The sequence below is a fragment of the Niallia sp. NCCP-28 genome, assembly GCF_023168165.1.
Lineage (GTDB): Bacteria > Bacillota > Bacilli > Bacillales > Cytobacillaceae > Niallia.
This window is the reverse complement of record NZ_BQYJ01000003.1, coordinates 104,552-123,002: the sequence shown is the minus strand read 5'-3', so window position 1 is coordinate 123,002 and position 18,451 is coordinate 104,552. Positions and strand designations below refer to the sequence as shown.

At 32.0% G+C, this 18,451-nt stretch carries 24 protein-coding genes and 1 riboswitch; of the genes, 10 read left to right on the top strand and 14 right to left on the bottom strand.

All coding sequences use genetic code 11. From position 1 onward, the window contains the following. Positions 1 to 477: 477 nt before the first annotated feature. Positions 478 to 948, bottom strand: coding sequence for a CBO0543 family protein (locus NCCP28_RS09880; RefSeq protein WP_248561252.1), 471 nt, complete (start codon positions 946 to 948; stop codon positions 478 to 480). Continuing rightward, positions 948 to 1,427, bottom strand: a complete 480-nt coding sequence (locus tag NCCP28_RS09875; RefSeq protein WP_248561251.1) for a CBO0543 family protein — start codon at positions 1,425 to 1,427, stop codon at positions 948 to 950. The genes NCCP28_RS09880 and NCCP28_RS09875 overlap by 1 nt, the downstream gene beginning before the upstream one ends. 488 nt (positions 1,428 to 1,915) lie before the next feature. On the opposite strand from NCCP28_RS09875, the gene NCCP28_RS23785 reads away from it, so the two are divergent. The 8 genes from NCCP28_RS23785 (at position 1,916) to NCCP28_RS09840 (ending at position 7,337) form a co-directional block, all read left to right on the top strand. Continuing rightward, complete coding sequence (locus tag NCCP28_RS23785) at positions 1,916 to 2,065, top strand: YueH family protein (protein ID WP_375709400.1); 150 nt, start codon at positions 1,916 to 1,918, stop codon at positions 2,063 to 2,065. A gap of 277 nt (positions 2,066 to 2,342) precedes the next feature. Next, complete coding sequence (locus NCCP28_RS09870; RefSeq protein ID WP_248561250.1) at positions 2,343 to 2,846, top strand: hypothetical protein; 504 nt, start codon at positions 2,343 to 2,345, stop codon at positions 2,844 to 2,846. A gap of 223 nt (positions 2,847 to 3,069) precedes the next feature. Further along, positions 3,070 to 3,378: a CBO0543 family protein gene (locus tag NCCP28_RS23780; protein ID WP_375709399.1), complete on the top strand. Its 309-nt coding sequence runs from the start codon at positions 3,070 to 3,072 to the stop codon at positions 3,376 to 3,378. 1,015 nt (positions 3,379 to 4,393) lie between these two features. Then, positions 4,394 to 4,495 carry a YjcZ family sporulation protein gene (locus NCCP28_RS09865; RefSeq protein ID WP_282579549.1) on the top strand — a complete coding sequence of 34 codons (102 nt, stop codon included), beginning with the start codon at positions 4,394 to 4,396 and terminating at the stop codon, positions 4,493 to 4,495. 481 nt (positions 4,496 to 4,976) lie between these two features. Further along, positions 4,977 to 5,120 carry a hypothetical protein gene (locus NCCP28_RS09860; RefSeq protein ID WP_248561248.1) on the top strand — a complete coding sequence of 48 codons (144 nt, stop codon included), beginning with the start codon at positions 4,977 to 4,979 and terminating at the stop codon, positions 5,118 to 5,120. Positions 5,121 to 5,133: 13 nt separating this feature from the next. Beyond that, positions 5,134 to 5,217, top strand: a riboswitch (cyclic di-GMP riboswitch). Positions 5,218 to 6,071: 854 nt separating this feature from the next. Continuing rightward, on the top strand, positions 6,072 to 6,278 hold the full coding sequence (locus NCCP28_RS09850) for a helix-turn-helix transcriptional regulator (protein WP_248561247.1): 207 nt from the start codon (positions 6,072 to 6,074) through the stop codon (positions 6,276 to 6,278). Positions 6,279 to 6,459: 181 nt separating this feature from the next. Further along, the gene (locus tag NCCP28_RS09845; RefSeq protein WP_248561246.1) at positions 6,460 to 6,780 is read left to right on the top strand and encodes a hypothetical protein; all 321 of its coding nucleotides are present in this window, start codon (positions 6,460 to 6,462) and stop codon (positions 6,778 to 6,780) included. 215 nt (positions 6,781 to 6,995) lie between these two features. Further along, the gene (locus NCCP28_RS09840) at positions 6,996 to 7,337 is read left to right on the top strand and encodes a hypothetical protein (protein WP_248561245.1); all 342 of its coding nucleotides are present in this window, start codon (positions 6,996 to 6,998) and stop codon (positions 7,335 to 7,337) included. 352 nt (positions 7,338 to 7,689) lie between these two features. On the opposite strand, the gene NCCP28_RS09835 is transcribed toward NCCP28_RS09840, so the two are convergent. The 5 genes from NCCP28_RS09835 to NCCP28_RS09815 all read right to left on the bottom strand — a co-directional run bounded on the left by NCCP28_RS09835 (position 7,690) and on the right by NCCP28_RS09815 (position 11,862). Continuing rightward, on the bottom strand, positions 7,690 to 8,583 hold the full coding sequence (locus tag NCCP28_RS09835; RefSeq protein WP_282579548.1) for a glycoside hydrolase domain-containing protein: 894 nt from the start codon (positions 8,581 to 8,583) through the stop codon (positions 7,690 to 7,692). Between the two features lie 1,063 nt (positions 8,584 to 9,646). Next, positions 9,647 to 10,237 (bottom strand): hypothetical protein, encoded by a 591-nt coding sequence (locus NCCP28_RS09830; protein ID WP_248561243.1) that lies wholly within the window; start codon positions 10,235 to 10,237, stop codon positions 9,647 to 9,649. Next, positions 10,234 to 10,665 carry a hypothetical protein gene (locus NCCP28_RS09825; protein WP_248561242.1) on the bottom strand — a complete coding sequence of 144 codons (432 nt, stop codon included), beginning with the start codon at positions 10,663 to 10,665 and terminating at the stop codon, positions 10,234 to 10,236. The genes NCCP28_RS09830 and NCCP28_RS09825 overlap by 4 nt, the downstream gene beginning before the upstream one ends. 100 nt (positions 10,666 to 10,765) lie before the next feature. After that, positions 10,766 to 11,020 (bottom strand): hypothetical protein, encoded by a 255-nt coding sequence (locus NCCP28_RS09820; RefSeq protein ID WP_248561241.1) that lies wholly within the window; start codon positions 11,018 to 11,020, stop codon positions 10,766 to 10,768. Then, the gene (locus NCCP28_RS09815) at positions 11,020 to 11,862 is read right to left on the bottom strand and encodes a ParM/StbA family protein (RefSeq protein ID WP_248561240.1); all 843 of its coding nucleotides are present in this window, start codon (positions 11,860 to 11,862) and stop codon (positions 11,020 to 11,022) included. The genes NCCP28_RS09820 and NCCP28_RS09815 overlap by 1 nt, the downstream gene beginning before the upstream one ends. Before the next feature lie 241 nt (positions 11,863 to 12,103). Here NCCP28_RS09815 and NCCP28_RS09810 point away from each other — a divergent pair, with 241 nt between their 5' ends. Further along, the gene (locus tag NCCP28_RS09810) at positions 12,104 to 12,295 is read left to right on the top strand and encodes a helix-turn-helix transcriptional regulator (protein WP_248561239.1); all 192 of its coding nucleotides are present in this window, start codon (positions 12,104 to 12,106) and stop codon (positions 12,293 to 12,295) included. Between the two features lie 760 nt (positions 12,296 to 13,055). Beyond that, positions 13,056 to 14,006, top strand: a complete 951-nt coding sequence (locus NCCP28_RS09805) for a hypothetical protein (protein ID WP_248561238.1) — start codon at positions 13,056 to 13,058, stop codon at positions 14,004 to 14,006. A 52-nt stretch (positions 14,007 to 14,058) separates the two neighbouring features. Here NCCP28_RS09805 and NCCP28_RS09800 read toward each other — a convergent pair whose 3' ends face one another. The 7 genes from NCCP28_RS09800 to NCCP28_RS09770 form a co-directional block, all read right to left on the bottom strand. Continuing rightward, positions 14,059 to 14,241, bottom strand: a complete 183-nt coding sequence (locus tag NCCP28_RS09800) for a hypothetical protein (RefSeq protein WP_248561237.1) — start codon at positions 14,239 to 14,241, stop codon at positions 14,059 to 14,061. Positions 14,242 to 14,377: 136 nt separating this feature from the next. Continuing rightward, positions 14,378 to 15,358: a glycoside hydrolase domain-containing protein gene (locus tag NCCP28_RS09795; RefSeq protein ID WP_248561236.1), complete on the bottom strand. Its 981-nt coding sequence runs from the start codon at positions 15,356 to 15,358 to the stop codon at positions 14,378 to 14,380. A gap of 62 nt (positions 15,359 to 15,420) precedes the next feature. Next, positions 15,421 to 15,645: a phage holin gene (locus NCCP28_RS09790; RefSeq protein WP_282579547.1), complete on the bottom strand. Its 225-nt coding sequence runs from the start codon at positions 15,643 to 15,645 to the stop codon at positions 15,421 to 15,423. Positions 15,646 to 15,650: 5 nt separating this feature from the next. Next, positions 15,651 to 16,019: a hypothetical protein gene (locus tag NCCP28_RS09785; RefSeq protein WP_248561234.1), complete on the bottom strand. Its 369-nt coding sequence runs from the start codon at positions 16,017 to 16,019 to the stop codon at positions 15,651 to 15,653. 97 nt (positions 16,020 to 16,116) lie between these two features. Next, on the bottom strand, positions 16,117 to 16,662 hold the full coding sequence (locus tag NCCP28_RS09780; RefSeq protein ID WP_248561233.1) for a hypothetical protein: 546 nt from the start codon (positions 16,660 to 16,662) through the stop codon (positions 16,117 to 16,119). A gap of 152 nt (positions 16,663 to 16,814) precedes the next feature. Further along, entirely contained in the window at positions 16,815 to 17,654 is an 840-nt protein-coding gene (locus tag NCCP28_RS09775; RefSeq protein WP_248561232.1) for a DUF4393 domain-containing protein, read from the bottom strand. A 397-nt stretch (positions 17,655 to 18,051) separates the two neighbouring features. Next, on the bottom strand, positions 18,052 to 18,345 hold the full coding sequence (locus NCCP28_RS09770) for a hypothetical protein (RefSeq protein ID WP_248561231.1): 294 nt from the start codon (positions 18,343 to 18,345) through the stop codon (positions 18,052 to 18,054). Between the last annotated feature and the right edge of the window lie 106 nt (positions 18,346 to 18,451).

Sequence of the window (18,451 nt, the reverse complement as noted above, 5' to 3'; positions counted from 1 at the left end):
TCTGAAAACTTAAATAATTCTTCCTCTTATTAAAAGTATTATTAGTAACTATTGATATTTTATTCTTTAATGCATGCTTTCATCTTGATGTTAAACCACGTTGAGATTTTGATATCTTTTTTACACGCATCCTTCGCAAATGCATCATGCATATCCTCTTCTCATACGATAGCACTTTCTACGTTTTTTTCTAGTTGCTTCACGATCTATTGCATCTAATTGAAAATCTATTCTTCTATTCACACCAACTAGTTTAAGATAAAAAAACGGACACCGATAAAACAGCCTAGAAATGCCGTTTATATCAGTGTCCTCCCTCTTTCAGTTTTGGACTTATGCAGTTGTCTTTATTTTTTTATCCCACTGTCTTTCCTAATATTCGACAGACAAGGAGGTGTTTCCTTTTTCAGTTGTTGCACCGCAGCATCCACTACTCTGGTATATCTATAAATAATAATATTTTTCAATTTTTCTCAATCAATGAAGTAAACCTTTCTTAAACCAAAATGCAAACTTCTGAATTATATATAAAATAATAAAATTAACAAAAACTGCAATAAGCCAATTCCATTTAATAAAGTGTATAAGCGAACTATAATTTTCTAAAAAATAAATATAAGTAGGTGAAGCCATCCCAAAGATTAAATAATGAATTACAACTCTCTTCCTGCTTTTATTCAGGGGGTATAATAGTATAAAGAAAACTCCGAACGTCGGTAATACTACATAATGAAGAGAAAAACTCATTTTTGTTGCGATTTCAAATTCTCTATAAGGAAATTCTAGTAATCCAAATACAACTTGGCTATATTCGAAAATCCATGCAATTGCTTGTCCAAACAAAAATACAATCTGAAAATACCTTCTACTATCTTTTGGTATATATTTAATCAATAAAAATAATAAAGCAGTCCAAGATATTATTAATATGAAAAGTTCCTTTTTCATCAAGTTTTAATTCCTTTTCTAAACCAAATATAATAACTATGATTAATAAATAAAGAAGCTATAACAGTTATTAAAGTCCAATACCCTTTCCAACCATGATATTCAACTAGACCTGTATGACGTTCAAGAATTACTTCAAGGCAGGTAAAAAACCCTGCAAAAATCAAATAATATAAAAATTTCCCCATCTTATTAAATTTTTTTGGAAAGTACAAGCTAAATATAATTGCGGTTACCGGAAAAAGAAAAAACTCAAAAGAGAAACTTGACTTATTAAACTCATTTGCAACAGGAAGTAATTGGATAGGATATTCAATCAATCCTATTTCAACTGCTAATAACCCTGCAGGCCAAGTAATTACCTGGAGAGATAAAAATAAAACCCAGGCATCTTTAGCTTTATCTTTAGGAACCAGTATATAAATTACAAGTATACTTAATACCAAAATTCCAATTAATATCCATCTCTCAATACTCATATTAAATCACCTATAGGAAAAGTTAAATTTATTATTTCCCTCTTGGAGAAAATTACACAAAAAGTATTAAAAATACTACTGCGTAGTAAATAATTGTTTTTATTCCTAACTCTTTTTAATACATCTTACTGCAAGATTATCAAACACCATTAGAATACATAAAAAGAATTGGATAAACTATTATAGAATAAGACTGTTTCCAACCATTTTATCAATTTCCAGGCGCATTGTACTAGGATCAATTGTTAAGTATTTCAAGCACATTCAGGATCACTCCCATGTTATAATTTAAGTACCGATAACTAAAAAAGCTGGGAGCAATCCCGGCTTTTTTATTCGTTGTTCTATTCATTTCCTTCAAGTATAATTTTTTTAAAGGATTGATTTTCATGAAATATTTACAGAAAAAATTAGATGTTTTACATAGGAATGCTGATATCTTTATCATAAAAACTCAAGATAATCGATTTATTGTATCTATTCCATAAATTCATTGGTCTACAGAATTAAATGCTCTTGATGAATTTGAACAAAAAGTGAATCATCTCATACATTCATTAAATTTCCACATGTATGATGGAAACTGTAAATCATTAGCACACACAATAAGTGAACTAACAATATCCAAAGAAATGTAGATCATGCTAGGAGAAATCCTAGCTTTTTTATTTGTATTCTTGTTCCTAAGCATCCATATACATACCGCATTTTTCACATAATACTTTAGGAATTATCTTATAATCAATTATTTCCTTGCTACAATCTGGACAGCTATCAATAATCACTGTTAAGCACTTCCTACCTTGCATTTCTTATTCATTCTCAGTTACTGTCCATATTCTTCTTAATCCTCCAAACTTCTCCTTTATTTTCATGATAAAATTCTTTTATAAACTAATGAATGGTGGCTTATATATGGAATTATCTCAAACATTATTAATTAACCTTGAGTGGGAAGGTCCATTTGGATTAAAAGAGCTCCCTAACCTTACAAATGAAGAATCTGACTATGGTATTTATCAAATTTATGGTAAACACCCAGTTTACGGTAACGATGTTTTAATTTATATTGGTAAAGCAGATCGACAAACTTTAGGTAAAAGAATTTCACAAGAAGATTGGATTAATACCAATGATTCTAATAACATTAAAGTTTACGTCGGAAGGTTACATGGATCTAAAACTCCTTCCCTTGAAACTTGGTCTAAAGAAATTGATTTAGCAGAAAGATTGTTAATTTACGTACATAAACCTGCATATAATTCAAAAAGCATCTCTTCACTTGCAGAATTAGAAATCCAAAATATTCATATTTTAAACTGGGGAGATTATAGATCTTTGCTTCCTGAACTGTCAGGACTACGTTGGACAAGTAAACTGGACAAAATTGAATACGAGCTATACAAATGGACTGATTAATTCAATCCACTAAAAAAGAATGCTATTTTAATAAGAATTTCTTAGCAAGATCTCTATCATTTTGTTTCTTAACCTATTTACCTTTGTTATTTATATAAATGAATAAATTTCTAATGATATAGAATATTAATTTTATGTTTTAAATAATGAGGTGAATTGCAACATTGAAAACACAAAATTTTGCTGAATTCTATAATAAAACAGTAAAACTAAATGAACAGGTATTTCTTGGAAAGAGCATTCATTATTCTCATGGCGATGGTGGATAGGCGTTTGTTTAATAGTTATTCCTTTAAGACTTTGGATTAAATACCGCAATAGAGAAAGTGCAGATCGATTCCGCTTTGCAGGTCTCTTCGTTGCATTAGCATCAGCAAGTTTAGACTATGTTGGAACTTTTTTTGGTAAATGGAAGTATGATTACGAAGATTATCCAGCTGTTTCAAATTACATCCCATTTAGTTTTTTCGCCCTACCCATCACTGTAATGTTTCTCTTACAAATCAAACCAAAAATGCACCCTTTTATTTAGGCCCTTATATTTTCTATCTTTTCCATCATTGCTCTTCCTTTGGTAAAATGGAATTACATTTATTCTTTTTTTATACAGTACTTTATCTATCTAATGGCTCATTACATCAGCAGAAGGAAAAACTTCAAATCATTGGAAGAGTAATAGTTCATTACTCTTCTTTCCTGTTGCAAAGTTTTTTGGACTGTTCATTAGCTATGCTTGAAATTTCTTATTCGTCATCTTTTTTAACACTAGATATAAAACCTAATAGAAGAACAACAAATGTTAATCCGACAGGTATCATATAAACCGGTACACCTTCCAACAATAAATCGTTCTCCTTTCATAAGTCCGTAGTTATTATATTATTTACTCCAATCGCTTCTTTCACACTTCACTCACTCTTATTAGGATAAAAACTAACTTCTGATAAAAAATAAGACAAGCCATTATTACAAGGAGACATATGAACGAAAAAACTAACTATCCTTTTTCTTATTATTTTCTTTTCGTATACTAGTGTTACAAGTGCAAAAGTCAAAGCAGAAAGAATTCCTCAAAATCAACCGCCCTCTATAATAGAATCCTCTTTTCTAAGATATCTTGGTGGAACCATACTTGAGATTATGCAAAAACATAGCGATAATCAATTATTCACTTTTAGTAAGATTGAAAAAATTTCAAGAGATATTCAAAATGATTCATACGATGTTTCCTTACGAGTAATCGGATAGGAAGGAGCAATTAATCCCCCTAAGCTAATTTGTATGACTATTCGTATATCTGGGAAAAACGGCACTAAATATAGTTTGATTTCCAACAAGCATCGATATGTCTCAGATAAGGAATTTGAACAATTAACCAAATACACTGCTCATTAACTTCATGGCACTACTTTATGTCACAGTTGTTGTCTAAGTGGCTTAATGATAATTACTCTGCCTTTTATATCTGTTAATGCATGTTTGTCCCTTTCAATAACTGATAACCAACATAAAATGTTATTAGCTCAGTTAAAGGAGGTGACATGTTTATGTCAGGTTACGAAAATGGCGGAGGAAACAACATGAGCTTTACTCTAATTGTTGTTTTATTTATTTTGCTAATTATCATTGGTGCATCTTATATGGGCTGAGGATACTAACATCTCCTATAAAAACAATCATTTTTTACTCTTTGTCTGGAAGCACTAAATTAAAGTGCTTCCTTAATAATTTCTACTTGAACTATTAGATTTTCTCCCTTCCAGAAGGAAAGGAGAGCAAAACTACTTACTTAACTACTTAAATGATCGATGCATAGCAACTTTATAATTCATCAGCCGAATACATCTTTAGCTCCAGCGAGCATCCCGTAAGTTTGGATGAAGAGATTCCAACTCTTTTGCTTTTCTCTTGTAAAATTCAATACGGCGAATATCCTTTGTTATCGATCATCTCTTCCCTTCTACACTCAGTTATCCTTATGTGCTACAAGTTACCTTTTAATTTTTTTATAATTTATGAATTTTTTAAACTTAACTGTATATAATTACCTTTTAACATGTTGTTTCTATTTATTGTTAATAGGATATACATAATGAATAGAAATACCTTACTTACTAGGAAGTGATACCTTTGCAGCTAATAAAAAAGGAACTAAAGCGTTTGGAACATGATTATCAGCAATGCCATAGTCTTCTTATTAAAAAACAAATTCAAATTGATATAGCACTTTTAAGAAACGCTATTTCTATTTATGAACAAAAAAATAATTCATAATATTACTTTTCTATATCATGACGGGCAAACTTTAACAAAAGTAAAGGAGGCAAAGCCACAGGTCTAACGCATTTGCTATGGCAGCCGGGTTGCCCAGATTTTCTCTTTCTATTAAACACCCTCACTCTTGTGTTTACTTCAAAAAATTACCTTTATAGGAACTTAATCAAATCTAATCTGTATACATAAACTGGAGGGTTTTAAATGAGCCGAAGTATAGCTTCCTTTGTTCCACTATTAGTAATGTTTTTCTTTATTTAATTCCAGTAGCACTTATAATATTTACTGTAGTAAAATTCTATAAGTTACTGAAAGCAAAAACCGGGGTTGTAACTCGAAATATTTAATTTGATTTGCCTGCAGCAGCCATTTTAGCTGAATATAGTATTGTCTCTGCTTTGCTATCAAAGGTGATTTCATTTACTACAGTCTTTTTATTGTCCTACTGATTTGCTATGCCATAACTCCTTTATCGTGCTCTATACTAGTCTTAAAGATTGGATTTCATCTTCCAGATTCCCTTTTCCTCAAGAAACTCAGGAGACTCTTCTTGCAGCTGATTATCCGCATTACCTATACCAGACCACTCAGGAATTTTCGCTTTGCTAATTCTTTGCGAATAGGTGCAGCTCCTTTTCTAGCCTTATTCTGCTGGCTTTGCTAGCGTTTAAATTCCCAAACTGCTGCTGTTCATTCTCCACGTCTAGCACCGACTTAATCCCCTTTTTAGGCCAGCTGTTTAGGTTGCTTGAGCATCGGAATATTGATTTTATTACCACAGTAATAAATCTCATATCTGTTTTAGTTTTTATTACCGCTGTAATAAATAGCTATGGATTTCCAACATAAAATATTACAATATATCCAAAAAATATTATGCAGTTTATCAAAATTAAATTATGAAAGGATTTAAAAAAGATTAGTGGAATTAGTATTAAAAGGGTGATGTAGATGATAATAAGTAAAATTGGAAAAGCAATCGACGAATCTCCTTATAAAAGAGAATATATAAGAAAAGAATTCAAAAAGTCCCGTAACACCATTTCTAATTGGTGTACAGGAAAGAGCTATCCCTCTGTACCTGAATTATTTAAGTTAGCTGCATTGCTAGAAAAGAGAATTGAAGATTTATATGAGTGGAAAAAGGATACTAATTAGTAATATTTACTCTTTTTTATTTTGTCTAGTTTTGTTGAATCCCTAGTATATTTGTATTGTTAACTGTAAAATGCTTACTGATTATATACATATATTAGGGGGAATTATTTTAAAAAAGTTTTTTAAATTTGGTTGTTTAGGAATTATTGCATTAATAGTTTTAGGTGGAGTTATCGGAGCAATGAGTGGCGAAGATAATACAGAAAAGGCCTCTAGTTCTGAAAGTAAAAAGCAAGCTACAGAAACAACCACTACAGACACGAGTAAAGAAGAAAGCACGAAGGAAGAAAGTACAAAAGAAGAACCTTCTAAAGATGATGAGGGTGTTTTAACTCAAGAGAAATTTGAACAAATCAAAGATGGCATGTCTTATGAAGAAGTAGTATCAATTGTTGGTGCTGAGGGAACAGTGATGTCTGAAACTGGGGAAAAAGGAACTGAATTTCACACTGTTATGTATGACTTTGAAACAGATGGTGCATTTTTTCATTTTTTCTTTTGATGAAAAGTATCCTGAATATTTTTCTAAAATCCCTGTAAATACACCAAATCTTTTAATCTCTATTTAAAGAGTCATTAACTAATTTTTTTAATGAAAACTCTGAAACCTATAACGACTTAGGAGCAACTCAAGCTGAATTAGAAGCTACTATTGAAGACCAGATAGAAGAAACTCCAGATGTAGTATCCTATTTACAAAATGCTGCTGTAACGACATTGGGGATAGAGTCTGCAAATGCAGCTTCTTTAAAAGGAAAAGTTAAAGTTGGAGTAAAACTAGCTGGAGCTATTTTTAATACAGCAATTGGATTTGCTGTTGGTGGTGGCGTAGGTGCCATCCAAGCATATATACTAAAAAAAGGAAAAAAAGAAGCAGCTAGAATTTTCACAAAAACTGTGACTAGCCGTTTAAAAGCATGGGGAGCAAAAAAACTCGCTTTAATTGTCGGTGTTAGTGTAACTACAGCTTTAAATTACTTAGATATTGGTACCAATATAGCTAGACAAATTGACAAAAGAGACTCAAAAAAGAATAATGGCTACATAGACATTTATTAATTGTTAGGGGTGTATTATTTCAACATGAAAAAATTTGGTGTGTACATTATTTTATTCATTTGGGTGACACTTTTTATGTATTTATATAATATGGTTATGCCAAAAGGAATTTTATATCTAATCATTGCAATTCCATTACTTCTTATAAGTTGTTCTTTTATTCTAAAGCTCGCAAATAATAAAACAGAAAGTACTAAATGATTTTAGAAGCCCTACTTTTAATGAAGAAGGGCTTCTTTTGCGCACAAATCTTCCTATCCAAAGAGTAGGTGGATTATGCAGTTAGTTCATGATGTATCACTAGTATATATCCACCCCATTTATTTTATGCGGATTTTCTGATTAGGAAAGATTAAATTAATATTTTAATGCTTGGATTTAATTTTTTAATAGCAGCAACCGTTGTTCTTTCTTTTTTGGCAATGCTAGTTACTGTTTCATTCTTTTTAACAATGTGATATTTCAATGTTGATGATTTCACTGCAGTTTTTTTGTTTTCAGATGGATTGATCCAGCTGCCGGGCACGCCTTTTTCTTTTGTTACGTTGATCATATCGCCAGACTTATTGAATACATAATAAGAACCTTTTTCCACTGTACCTTTTTTGTTTTTCTTATTCTTAGCGTCTGCTGCATTCACATAAGCACCTACTGATTTGACCACTTTATATGTGCTCACCTTAATTGTTTCAGCTGCCACTTCTGTTTTTTCTGCTTCTACAACTTTTTCTTCTACCCAATGACCAGGAGACTTTTTAATATCATTGCGATCGATGCCAATACCAGCCACTGTCACATCATTTTCATGTTGATGCATATGAATAAAGTCTGCTACTTTTCCACGGCTCCATGCGTATGTTTGCCAGTAGTAATTAGCAATTCCCTTTACTGCGTTAATAGTTGTATAGGAGCCATAAACCCCAAGTTTATATCCTTCTAATGTTTTCTTAACTGCTTTGAAATAAGCAATAATAGCTTTAACATGTGAAGATTGAGAATCAAAATCCACTGCAAAATAAATAGCTGTTCCTTTAGGTTGATCAACGGCTGCCGCATTTTCCATTGCTTCTTTTGCATCAAATACACCCTGTGCTACAGTAAAATATCCTCCGTAATTAGCAGACTTTTGATGAATACTGATTAATTTTAATCCTGCATCTTGAATAGCTTTCGCTTCTGTTTTATCAAAGGACTTCCAGCTGTTACCTAAGTAACGTGCCACATATACAAAACCTAGAGATTTCATTTCTTTTGCTTTTTTTGCTGTTAATTTAGTTGCACAATCGAATCCTTTTACTATGTTTAAACACTCTCCTGATAATTTTTATTTTTTATATAAAAAAGAGCAGCCGTTTTGGCCACTCGTCTTTAAATATGACAACAGATGTCTATTTACATATTACGAAAAAGCATGAAAAAGAAAGTATCTTACGATTGGAATCATACCTTAAAGACTAGGCTCTGTTAAACGATAGTATTGATTTTTATCAAAAAAAGCCGGACTAAAGCCGGCTTTTGAGCTCCTAATTAAACTAACGCCCTTAAGAGAATGGCAACAAAAAAAGTCATCATTTGACGACTTTTTTTAAACTTATTCGCTCATATACTCAGCACTTACAGCGATACCAGATACTCCTGTCCAAAATGTTTCCGATACAACAGATATAAGGAATTTTGCATTTAGAAGACTAGGTAATTTTTTCATAGACATCTCTCCCGTCAATATTTTTAAGCTGATAATTCTTAATACAATTGCTAACAGGAGTAAGCCTATTGCTACTGGTATAGATGGGGCTGTAGTTACACCTATAAGTGCTCAATATACAAACTATTTAACTATAATCATTATATCATAACTGTTCAGAAAAGTCAATATTGGTCAAATATCACTTTAAAAACCGTGTTAATACCATAACGAAGTTTCTTAATCATTAAGTTATGACACTTACTGAAAAAATTTATCATATAATTTAATTTTTTTAGAAATCCTGTTTAAGTAGGTGGTTTTCCAAATTCTAATACATTCAGTTTTTACAAGACTGCCCGATAGTTACATAAGAAAATCAACAGCATTGCTTAACAAAACCAAAAATTAAAAAAGTGGGGGCAAATTAAAATTCACCCCCTATAAAACCCGCTACATCACGCGTTTGATTATGTAGTTTTGCCAAATTTCACAGCTTTTCATTTTCTTAATAGTAATTTAAATTAGTAGTTTATAAGAAGAATATTTTTTCGTGATTTTTCAGAACGAAATTATACATTTGTGGTCAATTTGGTGGTCACGCTATCGTTGGTGGTCAAATTTCTTAAATGTATTGTATCACTTTATCAATAGGATTTTTTATCAGCCCTTTACGATAATCATCGATAAAATTACTATAAGTTATCTCTAATATATTTTCTAATGTAAATTGGTGCTCTGAATAAATGTCCAGCATATCCCTTAAGATAAATTCTCCTTTTAATGCCTGCTGATGTGAAAGTGTAACTTTAACTTCTTGAAATCCCCGCTGCTCTTCAAATAAAACACCTCCATATGCTTCTTCTGTTTGATATGGTTTTATAATAGAAGGAGATAAATCACGGACCGTAAGTTTTTTATAAACCTCATGAAGATCATTCTTCTTTTTAAAATGTTCTAAAAAGTCCTCGTATAATATCTGTGCAAGATCTTTTGTTTCAAATTTTCCTTCCATCTCTTCTGAAATATCTTCGCAAAAAGATACAGAGCGAATAAATAAGTATTCTGGCACAAAAAACGCAAATGTATGTTTTGGATTACGCGGGCAAAAGAAGCTATTTGTTATTCTTTCCCACACTCCTGCTCCTTTTAGTCCTTTTCTATTTTCTAAAATGGATTGTTCTTTTCCTATGACATCTAATGCACTAAAAATCATGGACGACCACCCCAAGAATTTATTTTAATTCCGGAAATCCTCTGAATATACGTTTTAATAATCCGATGCACAACTTCTCTATAAGTTAGATCCATTTCGTCAGACATAGATTGGATCATTTCAAAAAATACGCCCGCTAATTTCACATGAACAAAGCTGCCGGATCTGTCATAAAAAAAGCTATTATCGTATTGGTGAGATTTTGATAATTCCTGCTTTACTAACATCTCAAGAAAAGGTGTTAGTTTTAAATTATGTTTCCTGGCTTCTTGTTTCAGCAGCACCTTGTCAGCTGCGCTTAACTGGATCTTAATATCGTGCTTTTTATCGATGCGCTGTTTTCTGACTTTTTTAGGAGCAGAAGTGGTAATTTTCCTTGGTCGAGCCACAGTATCTTTCCTTCCAAAAAGTGTATCAGAATTATCCAAAGGTCCTCTCTCCTTCTGAAAAATACCTCTTTCTATAAAATAAACTAGGGTTTTAGGGTCCCAAGGTCTTAGGGTTTGCAGAAAAAGGGAAGGAGGGAGGCTATAAGAAACTGGAAACATCCTCTTCTTCCTCTTCCACCTGACACTCCACCACGATATTTGGACTAGCTGCTATTCCCTCTTTGTCTCTGCTGACCAACAATTTCAAGAAATTACTTTTGCTATATCTCCAGATGTGCTCCAATAATCCAAGCTCATATCGATCAGTAAATTTGAACGAGATACTTACAACAATGCGATCCTTCCCCTCTGCTCTCTTCTTTTCTATTTCTTCTTCCAGTGTTCTTTTAACCATTATTTATACACCTTCTTCGCTAATTCAAATCCACCAACCGCATTCGCATATACTGGATGCAATAGTTGTATCTTTGTTTTTTGTTTGTATTTAGGAATAAGTATCCTTGCGTTGGGAAAGAACTGCTTGAACGAACCATCAAACTTTTCTGCAATCCCTCCGCACACATGCACAACGGCTCTTCTATTCCACTTTAATTGCGTTAAATTAGTTGCTACACCGCGAGCCAATGAAGCATAATTACTCTTTTGACTTATTGTATCTGTACCAAAATTGAAAGTATCGGAGGATCTATTAATATGCTTTTTATCTTTTATCTCGGCTGCATTTACTGTGCCGCTGCCTACATCAACGATTAATGCATCTTTTCCCAAATCAGCCGACCAAAACGCCATGCTCCCCTCGGCTGCAACTTTAACCTCGTGAATAATGATTTCTTTTTGCTCCCCATTGATCGCGAATTTATGATGGCCACATAACATACTTTGAATTTTTTCCTTTTCCTCCTCAACGTGGCCTTTAATCGGTTGCCCTGTCACTACATACAATTCTTTCGTACCTGGACAAAACTTTTCGATGTATCTGTTAGCGCTAATTAAAGCGCGTATTTTCATATCACCATGAGCCTTGCTATCTCCATACATAGACGATGCACCAAACTCATCTTCATAAGCTGCTATCGGACCAGCGAATCCTTTGCGCCCATCAATCTCAAATTCCATATCGTCATCGGAAAACTTCTCATCTACGTTTCTTTCAAACCAATCGCAAATATTTGTTTTATAATAATCATACCCATGCCATCCAACTGTTTTCCCACCATTATTACCCCCATCAATCATTAAAATCTCTTTTGTCATATACTAAAACCTCCGCAATTTTTATTACGTGGTAATAAATCTCTCGGCTTTTCTAAAATTTTATTACCATGTAATAAAAAGATATTGATGGGAAAACAAAATTATTCTCCATTTACGTTAATCATTATAAAAAAATACGTTATATATGTAATTTAAAAATTAAAAGGAATATATAGATAATTGGTGAATATACATAGTAGGTTAAAAAGAAGGAGTATATAATATGAAGGCTCGTATTGGAGAAATCAGAAAGAATAAAGGGTTAATGCAGAAATTTGTAGCTAATCAGGTTGGAATTTCTCAGCAACAATTAAGCGATTTTGAAAAGAATAGAGCATTTCCTCGTATTGATAAAGCCTATAAAATAGCAAAAGTACTGGATTGTACAGTTAACGATTTATATGAATGGGAGTAAAAAGCCCTTCTCAATGAGTTGAGCTTTTAATGCATCTTTCTCCTTTCTAAACGATGAAATAACTTAGCGTCCTCTTTGGGAAAGATTTTTGGATTGCTTTTTATAATCCATTCTAAACTTCCGAATAACATAGCACTTGATCGATACTATGGATAACACTCTTCATGAAACAACGTCCACATTTCATCTACTAGTATGTTTTCTTTCAGACCAATGCGAACTTGGCATTCTGGGCAAGTTATTACTTTATCCCACATATAACCCCTCCTTTTTTTAAAAGAAGGATTCTTTTTGCTAGGTTGATATTCCTTTTAGTTCACAAAAAGTACAAAAAATCCTCCTCGTTAAGAGAAGGATTTCTTGTTTTATATTCCTCTCCCTGGGTCTAATTCATCACCCCATCCTACTACAGGGTCTTCAGTTTGAGTTAAATGCTTCCATCCTACCCTAAGATCTTTCATGTACATTCCTCCTTTTCTTCATCATACAATTTCTATAACTGGAAAGAAATATCCTTTTTTCTAATAAAACGATACACTTATAGAAATATTGAATAAAGAACCAAGTATAAGAACAAGTTAGTTTTAAGTGTATGGGAATAAGTCTAAGAAAATATCAATCTTAATGAGGAATCTTTCTACCATTGAGCACAAAACGGCACTATTTTTTACCAAAATATTTCTTTTTTGTATTTTTTTACCTATTTTCATGTTATTATATTTATTGAAAGAAAAATAATCTTTTAGGAAGGGGAATATTGATGAAAAAGTTTATCAGTTTACTATTCAGTCTTAGTGTCGTATTCTTAATTTATACCACTAAAGAAGCATTAGCGTCTGAATTAACAAATGTCAATGGTTTAAACTTTTCTGACGAGGAAATTCAAAATTTACAATCATTAGGTTTTACAGATGAGGCTATTATTAACATGGATGAGGAGGAATATAATCTTAATAAAGATTTAAAGGGCGACATAGTTGCCGAAGATACTAAATATATTAAGGTTATTGAAAATCCAGAAGAACTTAATAGTAGTACTTTATCTAAAAATACCAAAGGTTTAAATACTACCGAAATAAATGGTTCAATTGTTATTGAATTGGATGAAGAAACCTTTTATAAAGAATTAGAAGCAGAAGAGCAAAAAATGAATCTAAAAGCAAGCAGCAGTGTAATTCAGACTTCATACAAAAAGTTAACCACTTCTATTAGTAAATTAAGTACTAACAAATACCGTATAACTAATAATATGACATGGAAAAAACTCCCCTCAACTAGAGAGTATGATGTTACAGGAATCGGGATAAATAGTACATACTGGGCACCTGTACCTGATAGTCAATATGGGAAACAAACTTGGACAAAATATAGCCATATGTATGGAACAGAATCAGGTAATGCGACATATAACACTTCTAGTGCTAATTATAAAAAAGGTGCAGGTGGTTATAGTCTAAAAATGAATTTGCCAAATGATAGTATCGGCGGAGGAGCAGCTCATAAAACAGTAAAAACTATGTCCAATTATATGTACTACTCAGTATCACCTCTTAGTAAATCAGGACAACTAGATGCTTATGGTCATTATACCCATCAAAATAAATCTGGTACCTATTCTATTGGTATTAGTCTAGGTGGACCATCATTTTCCGTATCTCCATCAAATAAATTTGATAGTGCCATATCAACTCATGCTCAAGTAAAGTTTTAATAATAAAAAGTGCTATTAATAAGTGGGTTTCCAGTTATTAATAGCACTTTTTTTACTTGTCATTTCTTCTAAACAAGTAATCTCTTAATGCTGATAATAGATATAAAATACCAATGATAATTAATATATAATTAAAATACTTACTTTCTTTTGCAGCATAATAATTTTCAAAGTTTTCAAATGAGAATAATAAAATACCTAACGAAATATAGATTGCCCCAGCAATATTTTTCATGATATCCCTCCTATTTTATACTCTTCTTATAAAAATAGCATAATTTGGATATTAAAACAATTGATACAAAACCCCTACTCCGAAGAGTAGGGGTTTTGGTAAGGCTAATCAATATATAAGTATTTACACATCCCGTTTATCTTATACGGATTTTATCTCCTGGATAGATTAAGTTAATGTTTTTAATACTTGAATTTAACTTTTTAATAGCAGCAACCGTTGTTTTTTCTTTTTTTGCAATGCTAGTTACTGTTTCATTCTTTTTAACAACGTGATATTTCACTGTTGCGGATTTAGTTGCAGACTTTTTATTTTCTGCAGGGTTGATCCAAGATCCTGGCACACCTTTTTTATTGGTTACGTTCACCATGCCGTTTGCTTCATTAAAGACATAATAAATACCTTTTGCTACTGTTGCCTTTTTATTTTTCTTAGCCTTTGCATCGGCAGCGTTAGCATAAGCATTGACTGTTTTTACAACATCATACGTGCTTACTTTCGTTGTTTCCGCTTTTACTGCTGTTTTTGGTGCTGATACCACTTTTTCCTCTGCCCAATGACCAGGAGTCTTTTTAACGTCGTTATGATCGATTTTAATACCGCCTGCCAGTACATCATTTTTAAATTGGTGCATATGAATGAAATCGGCTACTTTCCCACCGCTCCATGCATATGTTTGCCAGTAATAATCGGCAATCCCTTTTACTGCAGTAATGGTATTGTAAGAGCCATACACCCCTAATTTATAGCCACTCAAAGTCTTTTTCACTGCTTTAAAATACTTCACAATGTTTTTCACATCTTTTGCTTGAGAAGAAAAGTCTACCGCAAAATAAATAGCTGTTCCTTTTGGTTGATCAACAGCTGCAGCATTTTTCATTGCTTCTTTTGCATCTGAAATCCCTTGCACTTCGGTAAAATACGCACTGTAATTGGCTGATTTTTGATGAATACTAATTAATTTTAATCCTGCAGCTTGAATGGTTGCTGCTTCTGCTTTATCAAACGACTTCCAGCTACTCCCCAAGTAACGGGCCGCGTATTCGAATCCTAATGCTTTCAATGCTTTTGCTGATACTTTATTTAATTTAGTTGCACAATCGAATCCCTTTACCATGTATAAGCACACTCCTAATTTTTATTTTTTATATAGAAAAAAGAGCACCATTTTGGCACCCTTTACTTCGTTAAATTATTTGATTTTAAAACTTCTTTTTGTTTCAGGCCTTTTTTAGAAAGGTAGTTATTTTTCCAGCCTGCGTATAAAATATAGACACCAGAACCAACCGCTATAAGATCGTTTACTAAATCCTCTGGAATTGTTTGATAGCCCAACATATTTAATACTGTATTAGCTACAGCCACAATTAGCAATGCAAAACGTGTGATGCTTGCTTTATCCATGCTTATCACCCCTGTTTAGTAAAATAATTAACTAACATTTGAATAATCGCAAATATAGCACTGCTACTTCCACCTATCGCAAAAGCCAGTTTCCAAAAGTTTTGTTTGTTTAAAACCTTTAATTCATGCTTTCTTTCTTGAACCTTATCATTAATACCGATAAGCTTTGCCATCATCTCACGATTGTCTTCTCGAAGTTGTTTATTTTCGTCGGATGAACGTATCATACCTGTAAGGACTTTTTCTTTCACATCATTTAATTGTTCATTAGTTTTTTCCCTAAGAGCTCTTGTATCATTTTCAAGTTGAGTTATTCTCTCCTCATGATTCTCAAGCTTAGCCTCCACCGTCATTTCCTCCTTCGTTTCTAACATTTTCCCATTCCCCCTTATATTTCTCTCTATTTACATATAAGTTTTTCTTGATGTATATAAAAAAGAGCCCTGTGTAGGACTCTTTAATTCAGAATATTTATTTCAGGCTTTCAATTACTTTAATACACCAATGGTTTATTGCGTCTAGATTTACCTTTTCCCCTAAAACATTGAAATTTCCTCTACTATCAATATTTCTAAAAATACGAGCACTCCCTATTCCCTCTATATTTACCATATTTAAATCGAACCAACTATTAGAATCGATAAAAATATTAGATTCGTCTGAAGAAGCCCACTCATCCATCGATTCTTCAAAGTGTTCTAGTTTATTTCTAACTTTTCTAAGTGTATCTGGTGGAGAAGGTATGTTTGGCCATTTATTTTTTATCGCCTTCGCACGTTGTTTTGCTAACCTTCTTTTTGGAGTTCCTATTGGAGAAGTGTGCCAATAAATTAATCTAGAAATGGACATGGCATAGATTATAGCTGATGTATATTGTCTCATTTTTTCTCGGTTATCATCAGCTAAGTATCCTTCATCCAAATATTTTAAAGTCCATTCTGCTCTTGTAATTATTTCGTCCCTGTATCTGTCTAAAACAAATTCTTTGTTATTAGGGAATATTCTTTGTTCCGTCATTTATTACCACCTCAAACATATAATTCGACGATAATAAACATTTTTCCTATTACACTAAAAAAATCATTCTATAGTTCCATCGACAGGAACAACTCTTTAATGGATAAAAAAAGACTCATCCTATTGCGGAAGAATCCTCGTTCAATTAATTTTTAATTATTTTCAAGAGTAATACCTTTAAAAAATTCTTTACCATAATCAGTAACTTTGAAATGCCCCCATAACTTTCGCAATTTATAAGAACTAGCAAATTCACCGTTTGCTTGTTCTAATTCTATCATTTTATTCATGGTTTCATTTGCTTGTTCTTTCAATCTGTTAATACTTTCTTCAAAAACTTTATATTGTTCTACTTGAAAACGATAATATAAATCTTTAGCTTCAACAATTCCTAAACTAACTAAGTTTTTTATATAAAAATCATTATTGTCAGGAAAATCCAAACTAACTAGGGTATTAATGTTATTAATATTATCTGTTACAGGGACAGGTCCATAAGCACTGCTTTCTCTTTCGTATCTTACATAGATGGGTAGCTTTTTTTCGTTATGCATAATATAGTCAATAATTCTAGCTTCATCAGAGCTAATGTTTTTTAATACATTAATAAAACTAGGATGCGCATGTCGTGATTTCTCGACAGTGGAAGCATTAACTAATAAATTTGTATACATTTCTGTTAATTCTTCATTAGTTATCCTGGTCAACTCTTCTAATATTGGAACACCGATTTCTGGAGGAACTGAACCAATACTATCCATATCAAGAGTTTCTAGTTTTTCTTGATATTTATTAAGATTTCTTTTTAGTTGTATATCTGCCTTTTGACTAAACATCCCTAAATATTTTACAGGTATCATGGTGAAGTCTAACGTCGTCTCTAATGCCTGTCCTACTTTCCTTAATGCTGGCTGAGCAAGGTCAGGGTAAACTAGTTTGATAACTTCTAAACCATTTTGACTTAATTTACCTAATCCTAAAAAATCATTCATCGGCATATACTCCCTTCAATAAATTGTTAAATATAGTCATATAATAACAGATTATCAAAGGTGTTCCACTGATTATTTTTGTAAATTAGATGAAATATCTTTTACTCTTTTAAGTTTTAACATAACAAATTCTGTTCTCGATCTAACTTTGCTATTCATCCACAATAGACTTTTCATTAGGCTTATTATAATTTTATAAAAATATTTCTGCAGATTTTTAATTACAACAGTCTCCCTTTCTGCATTTTCTTACTGCACAGTAGTATCCACTACTATGGTATATCTATAAAACACTATATATCAACATTTGTAGCCATTTATGAAGAGTAATAAATACTACTGCGATATAGATGAAAAGTTACTATGCTAATAAGTAAACTGACGGATTGAATTACGTTTAACCCCACCACATTGCTAAAACAAATATCGACCATAAGGTAGTTAATAATCCAATTAAAACAATAATAGCTATATAAGAATAAAATATTTGTTTATTAATTTTTTTAAAAAAGACATATGCTAATAAAATGGTAATCAAATATATAGATATACTGAGTACTGTTATGATAGTTAAATTGTAAAGTGCATCTATATTTACAATATTTTCAAACCAATAAGCAATATCTTGACCGAATATTCCTAATAGCGTTGCTGTAATTAATCCGCCTAATAAAATTATTTTAGCTTTCATTACCACAAATACCCCCCATTACAATAATTAACAATTGTAATTTTACACTATTTTGCGAATAAATACACTTATTTCTTCAGAGGTTTTATTAATGTAAAAAGCACCC

Excerpts from the sequence above, each read along its gene's own strand:
- NCCP28_RS09820 (WP_248561241.1), bottom strand. The coding sequence starts at position 11,020 with ATGGTTAAAAGAACACTGGAAGAAGAAATAGAAAAGAAGAGAGCAGAG.
- NCCP28_RS09770 (WP_248561231.1), bottom strand. The coding sequence starts at position 18,345 with ATGAAAGCTAAAATAATTTTATTAGGCGGATTAATTACAGCAACGCTA.
- NCCP28_RS09795 (WP_248561236.1), bottom strand. The coding sequence starts at position 15,358 with ATGGTAAAGGGATTCGATTGTGCAACTAAATTAAATAAAGTATCAGCA.
- NCCP28_RS09800 (WP_248561237.1), bottom strand. The coding sequence starts at position 14,241 with ATGAAAAATATTGCTGGGGCAATCTATATTTCGTTAGGTATTTTATTA.
- NCCP28_RS09780 (WP_248561233.1), bottom strand. The coding sequence starts at position 16,662 with ATGACGGAACAAAGAATATTCCCTAATAACAAAGAATTTGTTTTAGAC.
- NCCP28_RS09830 (WP_248561243.1), bottom strand. The coding sequence starts at position 10,237 with ATGATTTTTAGTGCATTAGATGTCATAGGAAAAGAACAATCCATTTTA.
- NCCP28_RS09805 (WP_248561238.1), top strand. The coding sequence starts at position 13,056 with ATGAAAAAGTTTATCAGTTTACTATTCAGTCTTAGTGTCGTATTCTTA.
- NCCP28_RS09850 (WP_248561247.1), top strand. The coding sequence starts at position 6,072 with ATGATAATAAGTAAAATTGGAAAAGCAATCGACGAATCTCCTTATAAA.
- NCCP28_RS09775 (WP_248561232.1), bottom strand. The coding sequence starts at position 17,654 with ATGAATGATTTTTTAGGATTAGGTAAATTAAGTCAAAATGGTTTAGAA.
- NCCP28_RS09835 (WP_282579548.1), bottom strand. The coding sequence starts at position 8,583 with ATGAAATCTCTAGGTTTTGTATATGTGGCACGTTACTTAGGTAACAGC.
- NCCP28_RS09875 (WP_248561251.1), bottom strand. The coding sequence starts at position 1,427 with ATGAGTATTGAGAGATGGATATTAATTGGAATTTTGGTATTAAGTATA.
- NCCP28_RS09785 (WP_248561234.1), bottom strand. The coding sequence starts at position 16,019 with ATGTTAGAAACGAAGGAGGAAATGACGGTGGAGGCTAAGCTTGAGAAT.
- NCCP28_RS09815 (WP_248561240.1), bottom strand. The coding sequence starts at position 11,862 with ATGATTGATGGGGGTAATAATGGTGGGAAAACAGTTGGATGGCATGGG.
- NCCP28_RS09870 (WP_248561250.1), top strand. The coding sequence starts at position 2,343 with ATGGAATTATCTCAAACATTATTAATTAACCTTGAGTGGGAAGGTCCA.
- NCCP28_RS09880 (WP_248561252.1), bottom strand. The coding sequence starts at position 948 with ATGAAAAAGGAACTTTTCATATTAATAATATCTTGGACTGCTTTATTA.
- NCCP28_RS09790 (WP_282579547.1), bottom strand. The coding sequence starts at position 15,645 with ATGGATAAAGCAAGCATCACACGTTTTGCATTGCTAATTGTGGCTGTA.
- NCCP28_RS09810 (WP_248561239.1), top strand. The coding sequence starts at position 12,104 with ATGAAGGCTCGTATTGGAGAAATCAGAAAGAATAAAGGGTTAATGCAG.
- NCCP28_RS09845 (WP_248561246.1), top strand. The coding sequence starts at position 6,460 with ATGAGTGGCGAAGATAATACAGAAAAGGCCTCTAGTTCTGAAAGTAAA.
- NCCP28_RS09865 (WP_282579549.1), top strand. The coding sequence starts at position 4,394 with ATGTCAGGTTACGAAAATGGCGGAGGAAACAACATGAGCTTTACTCTA.